The 15,947-nt window shown below is 63.3% G+C and carries 20 protein-coding genes; 14 read left to right on the top strand and 6 right to left on the bottom strand.

Annotation, left to right across the window (positions count from 1 at the left end; genetic code table 11):
- Nucleotides 1-8: 8 nt before the first annotated feature.
- The gene (locus J2X62_RS05440) at nucleotides 9-305 is read left to right on the top strand and encodes a hypothetical protein (protein WP_027495602.1); all 297 of its coding nucleotides are present in this window, start codon (nucleotides 9-11) and stop codon (nucleotides 303-305) included.
- A 53-nt stretch (nucleotides 306-358) separates the two neighbouring features.
- Here the strand turns inward: J2X62_RS05440 and J2X62_RS25415 are convergent, their stop codons facing one another.
- Nucleotides 359-949 (bottom strand): CsbD family protein, encoded by a 591-nt coding sequence (locus J2X62_RS25415; protein WP_063216602.1) that lies wholly within the window; start codon nucleotides 947-949, stop codon nucleotides 359-361.
- Nucleotides 950-1,116: 167 nt separating this feature from the next.
- A complete protein-coding gene (locus J2X62_RS05430) occupies nucleotides 1,117-1,278 on the bottom strand; it encodes a hypothetical protein (RefSeq protein WP_155291285.1) in 162 nt (53 codons plus the stop codon).
- Between the two features lie 196 nt (nucleotides 1,279-1,474).
- Between J2X62_RS05430 and J2X62_RS05425 the strand changes: the two genes are divergently transcribed.
- The 3 genes from J2X62_RS05425 to J2X62_RS05415 are packed head-to-tail and all read left to right on the top strand — an operon-like array spanning nucleotide 1,475 to nucleotide 4,523.
- The gene (locus J2X62_RS05425; RefSeq protein ID WP_310178324.1) at nucleotides 1,475-3,031 is read left to right on the top strand and encodes an NAD(P)/FAD-dependent oxidoreductase; all 1,557 of its coding nucleotides are present in this window, start codon (nucleotides 1,475-1,477) and stop codon (nucleotides 3,029-3,031) included.
- Nucleotides 3,028-3,849 carry an alpha/beta fold hydrolase gene (locus J2X62_RS05420; RefSeq protein ID WP_371832697.1) on the top strand — a complete coding sequence of 274 codons (822 nt, stop codon included), beginning with the start codon at nucleotides 3,028-3,030 and terminating at the stop codon, nucleotides 3,847-3,849. Before J2X62_RS05425 ends, J2X62_RS05420 begins: the two co-directional genes overlap by 4 nt.
- Entirely contained in the window at nucleotides 3,846-4,523 is a 678-nt protein-coding gene (locus tag J2X62_RS05415; RefSeq protein ID WP_310178322.1) for a TetR/AcrR family transcriptional regulator, read from the top strand. Before J2X62_RS05420 ends, J2X62_RS05415 begins: the two co-directional genes overlap by 4 nt.
- 16 nt (nucleotides 4,524-4,539) lie before the next feature.
- On the opposite strand, the gene J2X62_RS05410 is transcribed toward J2X62_RS05415, so the two are convergent.
- Nucleotides 4,540-5,628, bottom strand: coding sequence for a ferredoxin--NADP reductase (locus J2X62_RS05410; protein ID WP_310179345.1), 1,089 nt, complete (start codon nucleotides 5,626-5,628; stop codon nucleotides 4,540-4,542).
- 112 nt (nucleotides 5,629-5,740) lie between these two features.
- Here J2X62_RS05410 and J2X62_RS05405 point away from each other — a divergent pair, with 112 nt between their 5' ends.
- The 7 genes from J2X62_RS05405 (at nucleotide 5,741) to J2X62_RS05375 (ending at nucleotide 11,821) form a co-directional block, all read left to right on the top strand.
- Complete coding sequence (locus J2X62_RS05405) at nucleotides 5,741-6,748, top strand: alpha/beta hydrolase (RefSeq protein WP_269431367.1); 1,008 nt, start codon at nucleotides 5,741-5,743, stop codon at nucleotides 6,746-6,748.
- The gene (locus J2X62_RS05400; RefSeq protein WP_310178319.1) at nucleotides 6,745-7,623 is read left to right on the top strand and encodes an SDR family NAD(P)-dependent oxidoreductase; all 879 of its coding nucleotides are present in this window, start codon (nucleotides 6,745-6,747) and stop codon (nucleotides 7,621-7,623) included. Before J2X62_RS05405 ends, J2X62_RS05400 begins: the two co-directional genes overlap by 4 nt.
- A 1-nt stretch (nucleotide 7,624) precedes the next feature.
- A complete protein-coding gene (locus tag J2X62_RS05395; RefSeq protein WP_032366903.1) occupies nucleotides 7,625-8,545 on the top strand; it encodes a hypothetical protein in 921 nt (306 codons plus the stop codon).
- On the top strand, nucleotides 8,542-10,065 hold the full coding sequence (locus J2X62_RS05390; protein WP_310178315.1) for an NAD(P)/FAD-dependent oxidoreductase: 1,524 nt from the start codon (nucleotides 8,542-8,544) through the stop codon (nucleotides 10,063-10,065). The genes J2X62_RS05395 and J2X62_RS05390 overlap by 4 nt, the downstream gene beginning before the upstream one ends.
- A 112-nt stretch (nucleotides 10,066-10,177) precedes the next feature.
- Nucleotides 10,178-10,909, top strand: coding sequence for a MerR family transcriptional regulator (locus J2X62_RS05385; protein ID WP_027495610.1), 732 nt, complete (start codon nucleotides 10,178-10,180; stop codon nucleotides 10,907-10,909).
- A 79-nt stretch (nucleotides 10,910-10,988) separates the two neighbouring features.
- Nucleotides 10,989-11,195 (top strand): hypothetical protein, encoded by a 207-nt coding sequence (locus tag J2X62_RS05380; RefSeq protein WP_027495611.1) that lies wholly within the window; start codon nucleotides 10,989-10,991, stop codon nucleotides 11,193-11,195.
- A gap of 50 nt (nucleotides 11,196-11,245) precedes the next feature.
- Nucleotides 11,246-11,821 carry a YdcF family protein gene (locus J2X62_RS05375; RefSeq protein WP_310178308.1) on the top strand — a complete coding sequence of 192 codons (576 nt, stop codon included), beginning with the start codon at nucleotides 11,246-11,248 and terminating at the stop codon, nucleotides 11,819-11,821.
- 10 nt (nucleotides 11,822-11,831) lie between these two features.
- On the opposite strand, the gene J2X62_RS05370 is transcribed toward J2X62_RS05375, so the two are convergent.
- Entirely contained in the window at nucleotides 11,832-12,197 is a 366-nt protein-coding gene (locus J2X62_RS05370; RefSeq protein ID WP_032366900.1) for a CrcB family protein, read from the bottom strand.
- On the bottom strand, nucleotides 12,194-12,613 hold the full coding sequence (locus J2X62_RS05365) for a CrcB family protein (RefSeq protein WP_310178305.1): 420 nt from the start codon (nucleotides 12,611-12,613) through the stop codon (nucleotides 12,194-12,196). The genes J2X62_RS05370 and J2X62_RS05365 overlap by 4 nt, the downstream gene beginning before the upstream one ends.
- A gap of 266 nt (nucleotides 12,614-12,879) precedes the next feature.
- On the opposite strand from J2X62_RS05365, the gene J2X62_RS05360 reads away from it, so the two are divergent.
- The 3 genes from J2X62_RS05360 to J2X62_RS05350 are packed head-to-tail and all read left to right on the top strand — an operon-like array spanning nucleotide 12,880 to nucleotide 15,519.
- A complete protein-coding gene (locus J2X62_RS05360) occupies nucleotides 12,880-13,215 on the top strand; it encodes an STAS domain-containing protein (RefSeq protein WP_027495615.1) in 336 nt (111 codons plus the stop codon).
- A gap of 21 nt (nucleotides 13,216-13,236) precedes the next feature.
- On the top strand, nucleotides 13,237-13,701 hold the full coding sequence (locus J2X62_RS05355; RefSeq protein WP_027495616.1) for an ATP-binding protein: 465 nt from the start codon (nucleotides 13,237-13,239) through the stop codon (nucleotides 13,699-13,701).
- A gap of 21 nt (nucleotides 13,702-13,722) precedes the next feature.
- On the top strand, nucleotides 13,723-15,519 hold the full coding sequence (locus J2X62_RS05350) for an ABC transporter ATP-binding protein (protein WP_310178301.1): 1,797 nt from the start codon (nucleotides 13,723-13,725) through the stop codon (nucleotides 15,517-15,519).
- Nucleotides 15,520-15,522: 3 nt separating this feature from the next.
- Here the strand turns inward: J2X62_RS05350 and J2X62_RS05345 are convergent, their stop codons facing one another.
- The gene (locus J2X62_RS05345) at nucleotides 15,523-15,909 is read right to left on the bottom strand and encodes a hypothetical protein (RefSeq protein ID WP_048317517.1); all 387 of its coding nucleotides are present in this window, start codon (nucleotides 15,907-15,909) and stop codon (nucleotides 15,523-15,525) included.
- Nucleotides 15,910-15,947 lie beyond the last annotated feature (38 nt).

Raw genomic sequence — 15,947 nt, 5'->3', positions numbered from 1 at the left:
ATCGAACGATGGCACGACGCGCTCAACCTCGACCCGCGTCTGCCGTGCGTCCGTTCAAGATGCTCAGACCACCACTCAAGGTGTGGATCGATCTGAACGTCCTCTACCCGCTACCGCCACATCACGCGTCGAAGTTCAATCCGGAAGGCTTCGATGTTCGACGCGTGGTCCCGGGGGATCTGGTCGAATGGTCCATCACCGTCGACGGCGATTGGTTGGGTCGCGTCACCTACGAACTGATGTCGCGAGACCGGAGTGAAACCGTCACACACTGGGTGCCCAGCCGGGCGCTGAAACCGCTGTAGAACGAGCGAAAGCCCCGCCTGAAAACGAGGCGGGGCTTTCCGGGTGATCACCTTCAGAAGCTGTGCTTACGCGCCTTCTTGGCGAGCTTGCGGGTGGTGCGCTTCGACGGAACGAACAAATGTGCAGCGCTGCGGCGACGGTTGCGTCGACGGATCAGCACGAATGCGACGGCACCGGCGGCGGCTGCGATGGCAGCGATGATCGGAGTGCCGACCTTCGCGGCCTCGGCCACATCCTCGCTGTCGATGTTGCGGACCGTGGTCTTCACGTCGTCGGCGACGGCGGAAGCCTTCTCGGCTGCCTTGTCGGCGACCTGGGAGGCCTTCTCCTTCACGTCGTCGACGTCGACGTTCTCGACCTTGTCCTGGACGGCGCTCTTGACGTCTGCGGCGGTGTCGGCTGCCTTGTCGGCAACGTCTGCAGCTGCGTGCTTGGCCTGCTTGGCAGCGCCGGCCGCGGAGTCGGCAACGCTCTCGGCGGCGTCGGAAACCTTGTCGGCAGCCTGCTGAGTGTTGGCCTTGGCCTGGTCGGTGGCCCCTTCGGCGCGAAGGCTGTCGTCACCGGTGGCCTCACCGGCCTTCTCCTTCGCAGTCCCGGCCAGTTCTTCTGCCTTGTGCTGAGCCTTGTCGATGAAGTCGGCCATCGGTATCCCTCTTTCGTGTAGGTCGTCTCCGGAAACCGGAGCGGTGACGTCGCGGACGACGCCGGTAAGTATGAGTCGAACTCGACGGTCCGAAACATACGTCCGACCACGGGTGTTTCGGGTCACTACGACGAGTAGTCGTAATTGTGCTGCTCGGCGTGCTGTGACTACTTCGTCGAACGCGGCCACCACGTTCGACGGCGTGCGCGCGTCGCACGTGCCGAGTAGGCCGTCGACAACGAGCGCCGGTCGAAGTCCAGTCCCGACCCTCTCGACGTGAGCAGGATCAGCGCGATGACTCCCGCAGCCCCGACCGCCACGGGAGTCATCGGCTACTGGTTCCGGTTGCGTTGGGTGTACACCCAACGAAGAGAAAGCGGTCCATGACAGCTCCTGTCTGTGTTGTCACGAAGGCTGCCATTGACACCGCCACCAGTCAATGGCACATTATGTGATGTTAGTCGCGGTGTCGCTGCTGGGTCGGCGTCCGGGCGATGGTGTTCGGTGAGACAGCGAGGCGCGTCGATGAATGCAGATACCTGGCCCGAGGTCGACGGTTCGACCCACGACAACTTCAGGGACGTGCTCATCATCGGTGCGGGAATCTCGGGAGTCGGAGCCGCGTATCGACTGCAGGAGATGGCACCGGAGCTCAGCTACGCGATCCTCGAAGGGCGCGAGCGAGCAGGCGGTACCTGGGACCTGTTCCGGTACCCGGGAATTCGTTCGGACAGCGACATCTTCACGTTCTCGTTTCCGCACACGCCGTGGCAGGGAAACACCCTGCTTGCCCATGGCGAAGACATTCGCAACTACATCGTCGATACCGCTCACACCAACGGCATAGACGAGCACACGCACTTCTCGACCTCCGTCGTTGCGGCGAACTGGGATTCGTCGACCGACCTGTGGACCGTCGACACGCTGTCCGACGGCGTTCCGCGGACGTATCGAAGTCGATTCGTGTTCTTGTGTACCGGCTACTTCGACTACTCGGGTGGGTACACCCCTGACCTTCCCGGGATGGAGAAGTTCACCGGGCAGGTGGTGCACCCCCAGCAGTGGCCGGAAGATCTCGACCACACCGGCAAGCGCGTCGTCGTGATCGGAAGTGGCGCGACCGCAATTACTTTGGTGCCTTCGCTTGCGGTCGATGCTGCGTCGGTGACGATGCTGCAGCGTTCACCCACGTACATTGCGTCCCTGCCGATGACCGATCCGTTCACCACGCTCACTCGGCGTGTACTGCCGGACACCCTCGCGCACACTGCACTGCGGTGGCGCAATGCGCTGTTGATGGTCGGCTCGTATCAGCTGTGTCGACGTGCGCCGAAGACGGCCCGCAGGGTGTTCCGAGCGATGACGAAGGCGCAGCTCCCGCGTGGATACGATGTCGACAAACACTTCAAGCCGACGTATGCCCCGTGGGACCAGCGGCTGTGCGTCGTGCCGGACGGCGATCTCTTCAAGGCCATTCGCTCCGGCCGAGCGACCGTGGTGACCGACCGGATAGCCGAGATCACCGCCGACGGGATCCGGTTGGAATCCGGTGACGAGATCCCCGCCGACATCATCGTCACCGCAACCGGATTGAAGCTCCAGGCGTTCGGGGGTATCGAATTGTCTCTGGACGGTGAGCGGCTCGAAGTGCACGACAAGTTCGTCTACAAGGGTCACATGCTCGAGGACGTACCCAACGTTGCATGGTCCATCGGGTACACGAATGCATCGTGGACGCTCAAGGCCGACATGACGGCGCAGGCAGTAGCAAAACTGTTGGTGTACATGCGGTCTCACGGCTACACCCATGCAATCCCGGACCGGCAGGGCAAGGCCGTCGACTCTCGTCCGGTCGTCGACCTCGCCTCCGGATACGTCACGCGTTCCCTGAACGAGCTACCCAAATCAGGGACCGAACGTCCCTGGTCGGTGCGGCAGAACTACATTCTCGACAGGATCGACGCACGATTCGACGATCTGACGGAATCGATGACATTCGGCCGAGCCGACAACGCACGTGTGGCGGGGGCGGATATCGCGCCCGTATACCGCATCTGGCCGAGAAAGGTCGGCACGCAGTGACTTCCGACATCGACGGTCTGACCCTTGCGCACACGATCCGGGGTGAGGGCCCTACATTGGTGCTCATTCACGGCATCGTGCACCGACAACATGCGTGGGACAGTGTCGTCGAGATATTGGCGCGGCACCGACGAGTGGTGACGGTGGACCTGCCCGGTCACGGCGCCTCACCGGACTTGCCCACCGAGGAATTCGATCTGGGGCCGTGGATCGTGGCCGAGTTGGAGCGATTCCTCGAGCACGTGGCGGTGGACGGCGAGAAGCCGCACGTGGCCGGAAATTCGCTGGGCGGTTACTTTGCGCTCGAACTGGCTGCCCGCGGGTCGGTCGCCTCGGCGACCGCCCTGTCACCGGCCGGATTCTTTCGCGGACACTGGGATCAGACCCGGGCGCTCCTCGTGTTCCGACTGTTGCGAGCGTTGTCTCGAGTGATCAGCCCGATCGCACCTACCGTCATGCGTTCGGTCGTCGGCCGCACGATCGCCAACGGCGTGTTCTACGCCAAGCCGTGGCGAGTTCCCGCAGCGACGGCCACGATCGACGCACTCAGCATCACCACCAACCGTGCGATCGACGCGGCCGGAAACGCAGTGCCGCGCTTCAGCGTTCCGGTCGACGAGTCCGTTCCTGTCACCGTCGCGTGGGGACGCCGGGACCTGGTGTTGCCGGTGTATCAGGCACCGCTGGTGCGTCGAACGTTTCCGCAGGCAGAAGTGACGACGTACCCGGGTCTCGGGCACGTTCCGATGTCGGACGATCCGGAGCTGGTGGCGTCGATTCTGCTGAGGGGATCACGAGCGGTACCGCAGTCGGCATGAGCGCGGTGGTCAAGGTGGACGGGCGGAGCGACCGGTGGCGCGACCACAGAATCACCCGGCGACGTGAACTGCTCGATCGAACACTGGCAGCGATTCGTGAGCATGGACACGACGTGGGTATGGATGCCATCGCCGCAGCGAACGGTGTCTCGAAAACCGTTCTGTACAAACACTTCGCGGACAAAAAGGGTCTCGCCGACGCTGCGATGGCTCGATACGTCGAGACTGCACTGGTGCCGCGGATCCAGGACGCGATGTCCGAGGACCTCGATGAGTATCACCTCACTCGCACAGTGATTTCCGCCTACGTCACGACGGTCGCCACCGATCCCGAGATCTACATCTACGTGCACGCGAACAATGCCGTCGGTGGCAATCAGGACATCGTCACCGCATCGGAAGAACTGATCGCAGAGTTGCTGGCGACCGTCATCGCCGACAGATTTCGAGAGCGGGAGTTCTCGACGGCGGGCTCGACGCCCTTCGCTTTCGCCATGATCGGTGCGGTCCGGTTGGCGTCGCACTGGTGGATGTTCGACCGGACCATGACGGTCGACGAACTCATCGACTACCTCACCATGATGGTCTGGGGCGGTATCGCGGGGATCGCACGAGCCTCCGGCTCCGCCGCGGCGTTCGCCTCGAAGCCGCATTCGTTGACGCTCGAGGGCTGAGCGCCCTCCTCCGGGATCAGCGGTCGAACACCGCACGAACGCTTGTGGAATCGGGCACGGACTGGCAGGCCAGTCGGACGCCGTGCTGCAGTTCGTGTTCGTCGAGCGTCTCGTTGGCGAGCATGTTCACCGTGCCCTCGGTGAGGGTGTAAGCACAACCGCCGCAGGTTCCTTCGCGGCATACGTACGGCGGGTCGAGACCCAACTCGAGAAGTCGGTCGAGCAGCTTGGTGTCTGCATTCCAAGCGAACTCGGTCTCCATTCCGTCGATCTCGACCTGAGCGGTGACGGAGTTCGCGCCCGGTTCGTCGGAAATCGTCGCCTCGCCGGGCCGAAACGGATTCGAGTCGAAGGAGGAGAACACCTCGCGATGGGTTCTGCGCGCCACCGTGCCGGTACGAGCGAGCCACTCCTCGGCGACGTTCATGTACTGCGCTGGGCCGCAGAGGAAGACCTCGCAATCGGCCGGAATGTTCGCACCCAGCGAAGCCAGTCCCGCAGCAGTGGGCAAGCCCGATTCCGAGGTGTACCAATGGTGAATGTTCAGTCGCTCGGGAAAGCGAGACCGCAGTTCGGTCAGTCGCTCTGCGAAGATGACCGAGTCGCGGTTCTGGTTGGCGTAGACGAGAGTGATCCGATTCTCGTGCTGCAACAGGGCGGTCTCGAGGATCGACATCATCGGGGTGATGCCACTGCCGGCGGCCAGCAGGACGAAATGGTCGTCCCAGCTCTCGGGTCCGAACATGCCCGACGGCTTCAATGCCTTGAGCCGCATCCCACGAACAGCGTTGTCGTGCAACCAATGTGATGCCTGACCGTCCCGAATTCGCTTGACAGTCACGGTGGGGACTGGGCTGCGCACCGGAGAGCTCGAGAAGGAGTAACAGCGGGCCACCGAGCCGCCGTCCGTGCAGGGAATCTCGAGGGTGAGGAATTGTCCCGGATCGTACCGAAAGTGCGCTTCTCGATGCTCGGGAACCACAAAGCCGAGGGAGATCGCATCTTCGGTCTCGCGAGTCACCTCGGCGATCTCCAACTCGAAGATCCTGTCCTCGGGACCGATGGCAGACGCATCCAGTTCCGCCGGTGGATTACTCCTGAACATCGTCACGTGTGCTCGCTCCCTTGCGCTTTCGGTGTTGGACGCCACTGTCGCACACTTCGCCACCAAATAATAGGCCATTGACAAATGGCGAATAGCGGGTGAGGGTGATGACGTGACTCCGACCACCGACGACGACTACCTGCCTCGCGGCGCTTTCAGGGCCGGGTCTCGGCGAACCCGTCTGGCTGCCTTGATGACTCGGCTGATTCTGCGTCCGATGACGAACCTGCTGCCGACCTCCCGCGGCGGCATCGAGTTCTCTCGACGCCTCGTCGCCACCTCGATGAACCTGTGCGGTCCGGTCCCGAAAGGAACGGCAGTGGACCTCGTGGCCGACGGCCCGGTTCGCGGTGAGTGGGTGCGAGCACCCGGCCTGTCGCCGGGGCCACGCGTGATCCTCTACATCCACGGCAGTGCATACGTCATCTGCTCGGCGCGGACGCACCGTGGTCTCACCGCACGCTTGTCCAGGGCGACGAGCCTGCCGGTGTTCACGATCGACTACCGGCTCGCCCCGGAACACCCGTTTCCCGCCGCAGCCGACGACCTCGAAGCCGCGTACCGCTGGCTGCTGGACCAGGGGTACGACGCATCGAACATCGTCATCGCCGGGGACTCCGCCGGCGGACACCTGGCCGCCGACCTGATCATCGAGAACGACCGAACCGGGACGCCGCAGCCGGGAGCATTGGTGTTGTTCTCGCCGTTGATCGATCTCGACTTCGAGCTATCGGCGCGCATGGAACGCACGCGCAAGGACCCGATGATTTCGGCGAAGGCAGCGCGAGGACTCGTGGCGCTGTATACCGACGGCCACGATGCGGATCTCCCGCGTCTCCGGCTCGATCTCGGACGTGTGCGAGAGCTGCCACCGACGCTGATCCAGGTGGGCGGAGCCGAGATGCTCAGGGGCGATGCGCGACACCTGCACTCCATGATCGACGCGGCCGGCGGAGAGGCCGAACTCGAGATCTGGCCCGATCAGATGCACGTGTTCCAAGCTCTCCCGAGGTTGATCCCCGAGGCCGACCGAGCACTAGAGCATGCAGCCGCTTTCATTGCTGATGCGCTCGAAAATCAAGCCCTACAACATGATTCGAAGGGACAGGTAAGTCGATGAGAAGCAAGACCGGAAGACCCTCGTACGGGTCGAGAGCGGTAGTGACCGGCGCAGGCAGCGGCATCGGCCGGGCGTTCGCACTGGAACTGGCTCGACGTGGAGGAGCCGTCATGTGCGCCGACATCTCGTTGCCGAGAGCGCAGGAGACCGTCGCGATGGTGAACGCCCTCGGCGGCACCGGATACGCCGTCGAGTGCGATGTGTCGATCCGCGAGAACGTCGAGGAACTGGCCCTGCGTGCCGGCATCGAGTTCGACGGACCCACCACAGTGCTCATCAACAACGCAGGCGTCGGAATCGGCGGAAAGCCCGTCGGCAACATCGGTTTCGAGGACTGGAACTGGGCCTTGGGAATCAACCTCTGGGGCGTGATCCACGGCTGCGAGGTGTTCACGCCTGGGCTTCGGGCTGCGGGTGAGGGCGGGATCATCAACGTCGCGTCCGCCGCCGGCTTTGCCGCTGCGCCGCTGATGGGTCCGTACAACGTCGGCAAGGCCGCAGTGATGAGCCTGTCGGAAACGATGGCGGCGGAATTCTCGGGTACCGGTGTGCGGGTGTCGGTTCTGTGTCCCACGTTCGTCAAGACCAACGTTGCCGTCGACGGCCGGATCACCGCGAGTTCGTCCCGGCTGGCCGAGTTTGCGATGCGCTGGACCGGACGGTCTCCCGACAAGATCGCTGCCCGAACGCTCGATGCATTCGACCGGGGCCGCCTCTACGTCGTACCGCAGTTCGATGCCAAAGCCGTATGGCGATTCAAGAGATTGCTGCCTGCCGTGTACGTGCGCTTTCTCGGATTGCTCAATCGTGTGCTGCCCGCCGAGCAGGAGCCGGCGAAGAACGAAACCCTTACCTCGACAACCACAGGAGCCTGACATGGCAATGGATTTCGAAGACATGCTGACCAAGATCAAGGACCGCCAGTGGGCTCTCGCCGACATCGACTGGGACGGCCCGGGAGCGGAGACCATCAGCCCGGAACTGCACGCCAAGCTCAAGCCGTTCATGTCCGATCTGATGTGGATCGAGAACGTGGGCGCTCGCGGTTTCGCGGCGATGGCGCTCAAGGCACCGAACGAGACTCTCGCGGAGATCTATCGCTACTTCCACGCGGAAGAGCAGAAGCACGCCAACGCCGAGCTCGCTCTCATGCGTCGTTGGGGCATGCTCGACGGTGACCGGATGCCCGAGCCGAACGTCAACGTCAAGCTCGTCATCGACTGGCTCGACAAGCATTCCGACGGGCTGTCTCTGACCGTGCTGGGCACCGTCATACCGATGCTCGAGGTGGCCCTGGACGGCGCGCTGGTGAAGTTCATCATGGACGAGATCGACGATCCGGTGTGTCAGGCCGTGTTCAAGAAGATCAACTCCGACGAATCTCGGCATCTGGCGGTCGATTTCGCGGTCATCGAATTGCTCGGGCATTCCCGGATGCGCAAGCTGGTGGTCGAGACCATCGGTGCTTGGATGAACCCGGCCCTCATCGTCGGATTGCTGCGCTACATCCCACTGCTGAACAAGATGCGCGACAACATCGTCGAGATGGGTGTCGACGAGGAGCGGCTCTACACCGCGATGAAGCGATTCCGCAGTGTCGGTGAGCGTAGCCCCGAGGCGCTCCGCGTGCCGATGTATCGATTCGTGCAGTGGCACAGCAGCATTGTCATCAACCGCAAGCATCCATACCACCGCGTTGCGGATGGCCTGGTGAAGCTCACTCGCCGGTACCCGACCAAGACTCTCAATTCCGAGCCCACCTGGGCCAAGGAACTGACCTACGAGCCCGTCGCATGAGCGATTTCGATGTGCGCGAAGGTGTACTCGACGCCGTGATCGTCGGTGCGGGATTCGCCGGAATCGGTACCGCTATCCGACTGCGCAACAATGGAATCGAGAATGTCGCGATCCTCGAACGCGGCAGCGCCGTCGGTGGAACTTGGCGCGACAACACTTACCCGGGCGCAGCCTGCGACATACCGTCGAGGCTGTATTCGTACAGTTTCGCGCCCAATCCCAACTGGTCGCACACCTATTCCGGTAGTGGTGAGATTCTCGATTACATCCACACAATGGTGCGTGAGTTCGACATCGGATCGCGTATTCGATTCGGACACAACGTAGTCGACATCATCTGGAACGAGGCGGCCGGGCATTGGCACGTGAGCATCGACGGGCACCCCGATGTTCGGGCGCGCACGGTGGTGATGGCGTCGGGGCCGCTCGCCAATGCCAGCCTGCCGAACATTCGAGGCATCGATACCTACGAGGGACACAAGATCCACAGTGCACGGTGGGATCACGACTACGACTTCGAGGGTAAGAAGGTCGCGGTCGTGGGAACCGGGGCGAGCGCGGTACAGATCGTGCCCGAACTGGTGAAGATCGCCGATACGGTCAAGGTGTTCCAACGCACCCCGGGTTGGACGCTGCCCAGGATCAATCGAAAGGTGCAGGCAGGCACCAAGCATCGATACGCCCGGTACCCGCAGACGCAGGCCCTGGCGCGGTCGCTGTGGTTCTGGGGGCACGAGTCCGTTGCCCTCGGTGTCGTGTGGAAGACCCCGTTGACGCGCATCGTCGAACTGGTCGGGCGCGCGCATCTGCGTCAGCAGGTTCGCGATCCGTGGCTGCGGCGACAGCTGACACCCCGATTCCGGGCCGGCTGCAAGCGATTGCTGATGACCAGCGACTACTACCCGGCCCTGCAGAAGTCGAACTGCACGTTGGTGACCTGGCCGATCGCGACGCTCTCACCCAAGGGCATTCGAACCGTGGAAGGCGTCGAGCATCAGTTCGACGCCATCGTCTTCGCGACCGGGTTCGACGTGTCCAACACCGGAACACCCATTCCGATCACCGGACGCGACAGCCGCGTGCTGGCCGACGAATGGAGCGCGGGAGCCAAGGCGTACAAGAGCATTGCAGTATCGGGCTATCCGAACATGTATTTCACCTTCGGGCCGAATTCCGGCCCGGGACACAGTTCGGCATTGGTGTACATGGAGGCGCAGATCGACTACATCGTCGAGGCGATCTCTCTGGTACTCGAAGGAGATCTGCACAGCGCCGATGTGCGCCAGGACGTCCAGGATGCCTACAACGAGGACATGCAGCGCAAACTGGCGAAGACGACCTGGAATTCCGGTTGCAGCAGTTGGTATCTCACCGAGGACGGCTTCAACGCGACCATGTTCCCGGGTTTCGCCACCCAGTACGTCAACCAACTCAGAGGTGTCGAACAGGGCGATTTCACCATGGTTCCGCGCCGCGTCGACCTGCCGCAGGAACCGGCACAGGTCGTCGCCCACTCCTGAATCGCTCGAGAGCACGCTTGTCGTTTCGATGACGGTCGGATTCGGCTCTTCCTTCCGCCGCGTGGTCGACGTATATCCTGAAGGTCGACGCGCGGCGGAGGTAGGGAGCTCGGTGGAGTATCGAATCGACGACTTGGCCCGAGAGGCCAAGACGACCACTCGCAACGTGCGGGCGTACCAGGAACGCGGGCTGCTGCCGCCGCCCACGCTCCGAGGACGAGTAGGTATTTACAACGACGATCACCTGACTCGATTGAAGGTGATCGACTCGCTGCTTCAGCGGGGGTTCACCTCGGCGCACATAGCCGATTTCCTGTCGGGCTGGGAGCAGGGCAAAGACCTGGAAGAAATCCTGGGCCTGCAGGAAATCGTGACTCGCAAGTGGTCGTCGGCCGAGACCACGGTCATTCCCGTCGAACTGATTGCGCAATTTCTCGGTGAGGACAACGACGACATCGTTGCCCGACTGATCGAAGCGAAACTGATCAGAATCGACGGTGACCAGTGCGAGATTCTCGATCCGACCCTCCTCGAGGTGTTCGTCGACCTGAGTCAGTACGGCTTCACATTGGAACGTCTGCTCGACCAGCACGAGCGGACCGCGTCGAAAATGAACGAAATCGCCGAGTCGATGGTCGGGAGCGTGACCGACCATCTGGCCGCGAAACACGGTCCAGGTTGGCTGCCCAAGTCCGGAGAGGTAGCCGAGACCACCGAGATGTTCGAGAAGATGCGCAGCCTTGCCATGAAATCGGCACAGGCAGAACTGGCGCGCGCACTGGACCGGGTACAGGAACGCGCCCTCGACGATTATCTGTCGGAGACTCTGTCGAAGCGCACGTGACGTGGTTTGAAGCCTGCCACAATCGGACATACCTGCCCTTCGACAGCCGAACGGCGGCTGACCGCCTAAGGGGGCACCAATGAGGTTCGTAACGTTGATCGTTCTGGTTTGGCTGATCATCGGCGCATTCGCGTCGTACCAGCGCGGAGACTTCGAGAATGCGCCCGAGAACTGTGCAGGTGCGGGCACCATCGCCCTCACCGTCGTTGCCGGTCCGCTCAACTACTTCGGAATCAACCCCGAGGTCACCGACTGCAACGTCACCGTGCCGCAGCCCAGCGAGTGATATGAGTCGCTGACCGCGCGCTCGCGGAGCGCCTTCCCTAACCTGGTGAGGTGTTCCGCGGACGCTGGTTGCTGTTTCTCGCCCTGGCGATCCCAGTTGTCCTGGTGTCGTCGGTAGGTGTCGGCGGCTACCTCGCGTTTACGAAAGCTCGGGTGGATCCGCTCGTTGCCGCCGACGCAATCGTGGTGCTCGGCGGCGAACACGACGGACGTGAGGCCTACGGCATTTCGCTCGCCCAACAAGGCCTGGCCACGACAGTGGTGCTGTCCGATCCCTACGGATCCAGCGATCCGACGATGAGGAAGGCCTGCGCGGCGTCCACGTCGCAGTTCGAGGTGTTGTGCATTCCGCCGTCGCCCTCGACCACCCGTGGTGAAGCCATGTTCACCGAAACCCTTGCCCGCGAACGCGGCTGGAACCACGTCATCGTCGTCACGTGGCGATACCACCTCCCGCGGGCTCGCTACATCTTCGATCAGTGCTTCGACGGAACCGTCACGATGCGTCCGACGCCTCGCGCGTACGACTTCTCACTCGTCGAATGGGAGTTCACGTACCTGTACCAAATCGCAGGGTTCGTCAAGGCCGGAGTGCAGGGCTCCTGCCAGGATTCGGAAAGCGAATGACCGGATTCGGTCACAGAATCTTGTGATAGAGCGTCACACCGGACTTCCACGCCAGGAACCCGAACATCACCGCGGCAATTCCACCCACCACGTTCGCGCCGAAGAACAGTGCTGCCGAGCGGTACCGACGATCTCGCGCAAGCCCGATCGTCGCCAGCGTTGTCCCCGCCAGCGGAGCCACCGACGCCAGAAACCCGACAGCCACCACGGAGCGAACAGCATTCGGCGGATCGAGTGCGAACACCAACCCCAGCGCGGCACACGCCACCAGATTCAGTGCCGTCGCCCGTCGCCTCGACCGGAGGGCGAACGAGAACACGAACTGGCACAGAGCCGCGAGTCCGCCGCCGGCCGCCACCAGGATCAACGTCGTCACAGCGTCGGGCTCGTTCGTGCCGGTCTCGTGATCGCAGCCCCGACGGCCATCGTGATCAACGCGAACACCGGCGTCGCCACCAGATAGATCACCGAATTCCACGCCCCGCGATGGATGACCGCCTGAAACGCATAGAGACCGAACGTCGTCAGACCGCACGCAAGACCGAACAGCCCGGCCCGAGTCACCGGAGCCCGACGACCGGACAGATACCCCAACGCAGCGCCGACGAGCAGACAGCCGAACACATTCACGCCGAACGTGGACAACAACTGCCACCGCGGCGTCGCCCGCCACGTCCACACCTCGTACCGAAGCGCCGCACCGACCGCGCCGCCCACAACGACCGCGACGTACTCCCCGAGCGAGCGACGACGCAGACCGCGACCGTCCATGGAATGCAGGCCCTCGATCACCTGGACGAGCCTAATGCGATCGATACCCCTCGGCTGAGTGAGCCGACGGCGGCGAACCAACCCGAAGGCCACCCCGAGGGGACCCCCTGGGGACTCAATGTCACGTTCGGTGGACTTTTCGGGGGTCAATGTCACGTTGAGTGGACTTTTCGGGGGTCGATGTCACGTCGAGTGGACTTCGGCGGCGGTGGCGGGGCGGGGGAGCGAGGTAAAGTCTTCGTGTGACTGCGGACGAATCGGGGCTCGGACCCCAGCATTTCGATGTGATTGTTGAATGGCGTGATCAGGATGTTGTTCTGTCGGTGTCGGGTGAGTTGGATTTGGTGACGGCTCCTGATCTGTCCGAGTCCGTGGCTCTGGTGCTCGAGAAGTCGCCGTCGGCTGTGGTCATCGATCTCAGTGATGTGGGTTTCCTCGCATCGGCAGGCATGTCGCTGTTGGCGTCGACGCATCAGCAACTGGGCGGTACTGCCGGGTTTGCCGTGGTGGCGGACGGTCCGGCGACGGGGCGACCATTGACTTTGGTCGGGCTCGACGAGGTGTTCGGCATCTATGCGACGGTCGACGAGGCGCTCGTTGCGATTCATGCGGGTAGATCCTGAAGTTTTGGGTAGACGGGACTCATGATGGCGACTCTCTTCGGAGGTGACGACTCACGTACCGACAGTTCGATCTCGACGGCAGGTGCGCGAATGGAAGAACTGCTGTTCACCGACGAGCCTGCCGATGCGGATCGAGCGTCGGAGCTTCGGCGTGAACTCGGTGACTGGTTGAACGAGTTGGGCGTCGACCCGGATCGCGCGTACGACGTCGTGTTGGCGACGTACGAGGCGATAGCGAACAGTGTCGAACATGCGTATCGCGATCACACCGACCGAGGAACCCTCGACATTCGGGTGTTGTGCGGTGCGCAGGGCCGGATCGATGTGAAGGTGACCGACCGCGGCGATTGGGCGACCCGCAATTCCGATCCCAACCGAGGCCGAGGCGTCCCACTGATGCGGGCTCTGGCCGATACGGCGGCGGTGACGTCGGACCAGAACGGCACCACGGTCCACATGATCTGGGACGCGATCGGTACCAGCTGATCGTTGCTGCACACTGACTACATGGTCGATGTGCAGATCGCGACAGCCGAGAAGAAGAAAATAACGGTACCCAACCTACGGGTGTTGTGGCAGTTCGTGCGGCCTCATCGGCGCACCCTGATTCTGGGCATGATGCTCGGCCTGATCGGCACCGGAACGGCGTTGGCTACGCCGATGGTCGCCAAGGGTGTGCTCGACGGACTCGGCACCGACGCGTCGCTGATCGTTCCCGTCGTCGTTCTGGTGGCCCTGTTGGTCGTCGGCTCGGCCGTTCTGTATCTGCAATGGATCGTGCTCGGGGTGTTGGCCGAGCGGATCGTGCTCGACGCACGCAAGTCGATCGTGCGGAAGTATTTCGGTGCCACGGTCGGCAGCCTGAACACTCGGCCCACCGGTGAGTTGGTCACCCGCGTCACCTCGGACACGGTGCTGCTGCGTGAGGCGACATCGAATGCGCTGGTGGCCATAGTCAACAGCGTCGTGGGTCTGGTGGGCGCGTTGATCCTGATGGCGGTTCTGGATCTGGTGTTGCTGGGCGCGATCGCCGTGGCCATCGTGGCGATCGCAGTGTTGTTCGCCAGGCTGATGCCTCCGATCGCCATCGCGCAGAGGCAATCACAGGAAGCGATCGGACGACTCGGCGGCATTCTCGACGGCACCCTGCGGGCCATCCGAACGGTCAAGTCCAGCAGAGCCGAGACTCGCGAATCCGAACGCGTCATCGCCGAGGCGCGGACCTCCGCTCGGCACAGCGTGCACGCCGTCAAGATCTCGGCACTGGCGTGGACCTTTGCGGGCGGCGGCGTCCAATTGGCCATCATCGGCATTCTCGGCCTCGGGGGCTACCGCGTCAGCACCGGGGATCTGGCGGTATCCAGCTTGATCGCGTTTCTGCTCTACGCATTTCAGGTCATGAGCCCGGTCTCCACCCTCGCCACCAACATCACCGCGCTGCAGGCGGGTATGGCCGCGGCGGCGCGGATACGTCAGATCGACGACCTCGTCGTCGAAGTGGGAGAGGAAGGTACCCCCGCGCCGACCCGATCCGTTGACGACGCTGCTCCGGCGCTCGAATTCCGAAGTGTGACAGCGCGTTACGGTCCGGGACGAGAGCCGGCCGTGCGAGGAATCGACCTGGACGTCCCTGCGCGCGGCCACACAGCGATCGTCGGTCCCTCCGGTGCAGGCAAGACCAGCGTGTTCTCGCTGATCCTGCGGTTCCTGACGCCCGAGAGCGGCGAGATACGGCTCGGCGGAACGCCGTACAGCGAGCTCACGATCGACGAGGTGCGCTCTCGACTGTCCTACGTGGAGCAGGAGACGCCGGTGATCCCCGGTTCTGTGCGGGAGAACCTGTTGTTCAGTCACCCGGACGCCAGTGAGGGTGACATCTGGGCGGCGCTCGAGTCGGTGCACCTGGATTCGACCATCCGCGCTCTGGACGAGGGATTGGACACCGACCTGATCGGCTCGGCGGTGTCCGGTGGGCAGCGGCAACGAATCGCGTTGGCGCGAGCCATCGTTCGACGCCCACAGATCCTGCTGCTCGACGAGGCGACGGCTCAGGTCGACGGACGCACCGAGGCGGCGATCCACGAGGTGATCCGTTCCATCGCCGAGGATGCTGCCGTCGTCACCATCGCGCATCGGTTGTCCACCGTGCTCGACGCCGACACCATCCTGGTGATGGACGATGGGGTGGTACGCGCACGTGGAACGCATGCGGAGCTCATGGCGTCGGACGAGCTGTATCGAGAACTGGTGGCCGCGTTGAGAATCGGAGACAGCGCGCCCGATCTGGCAGCGGGCCGTCCGTGAGATCTACCGGCCCGACTCGGTGGTCGTGGGCTCGTCGGTCGCGGGCTCGTCGGTCGAGTCCTCGTCGGTGGTGGTCGTGGTAGTTCGGTCCGACCGCTTGGTGGTTGTTCGGGGTGTCCGCGTCGTCGTCTGAGGCCGCTCCGGCGTCGTTGTCGGCGGCTTGGCGGTGGTGGGCACCGCGACCTGCCAGGTGGGCGACGGCGGAACCACGACGATTGCGGACGTCGGAGACGCCTGGACCGAACTGAGGGAGTCCGACCTCAGCGCAGGCGGCCTGACGTCCTGGCTCGAATCGTCGAACGCGCCACCGAGGGCACCGATGACCAGACCCACGGTGACGGCGACTCCGGCACTCGCCACTGCTGCCAACGCGATGACCTTGTCGCGCATGAACAGACCCTAACGCCGTGGCCGCACCCGGGTGGTCG

The organism is Rhodococcus sp. 3258, from assembly GCF_031456475.1.
GTDB classification, from domain to species: Bacteria; Actinomycetota; Actinomycetes; order Mycobacteriales; family Mycobacteriaceae; genus Rhodococcoides; species Rhodococcoides fascians.
Note: the sequence above shows the minus strand (reverse complement) of the source record. Positions and strands in the feature narration are given on the sequence as shown.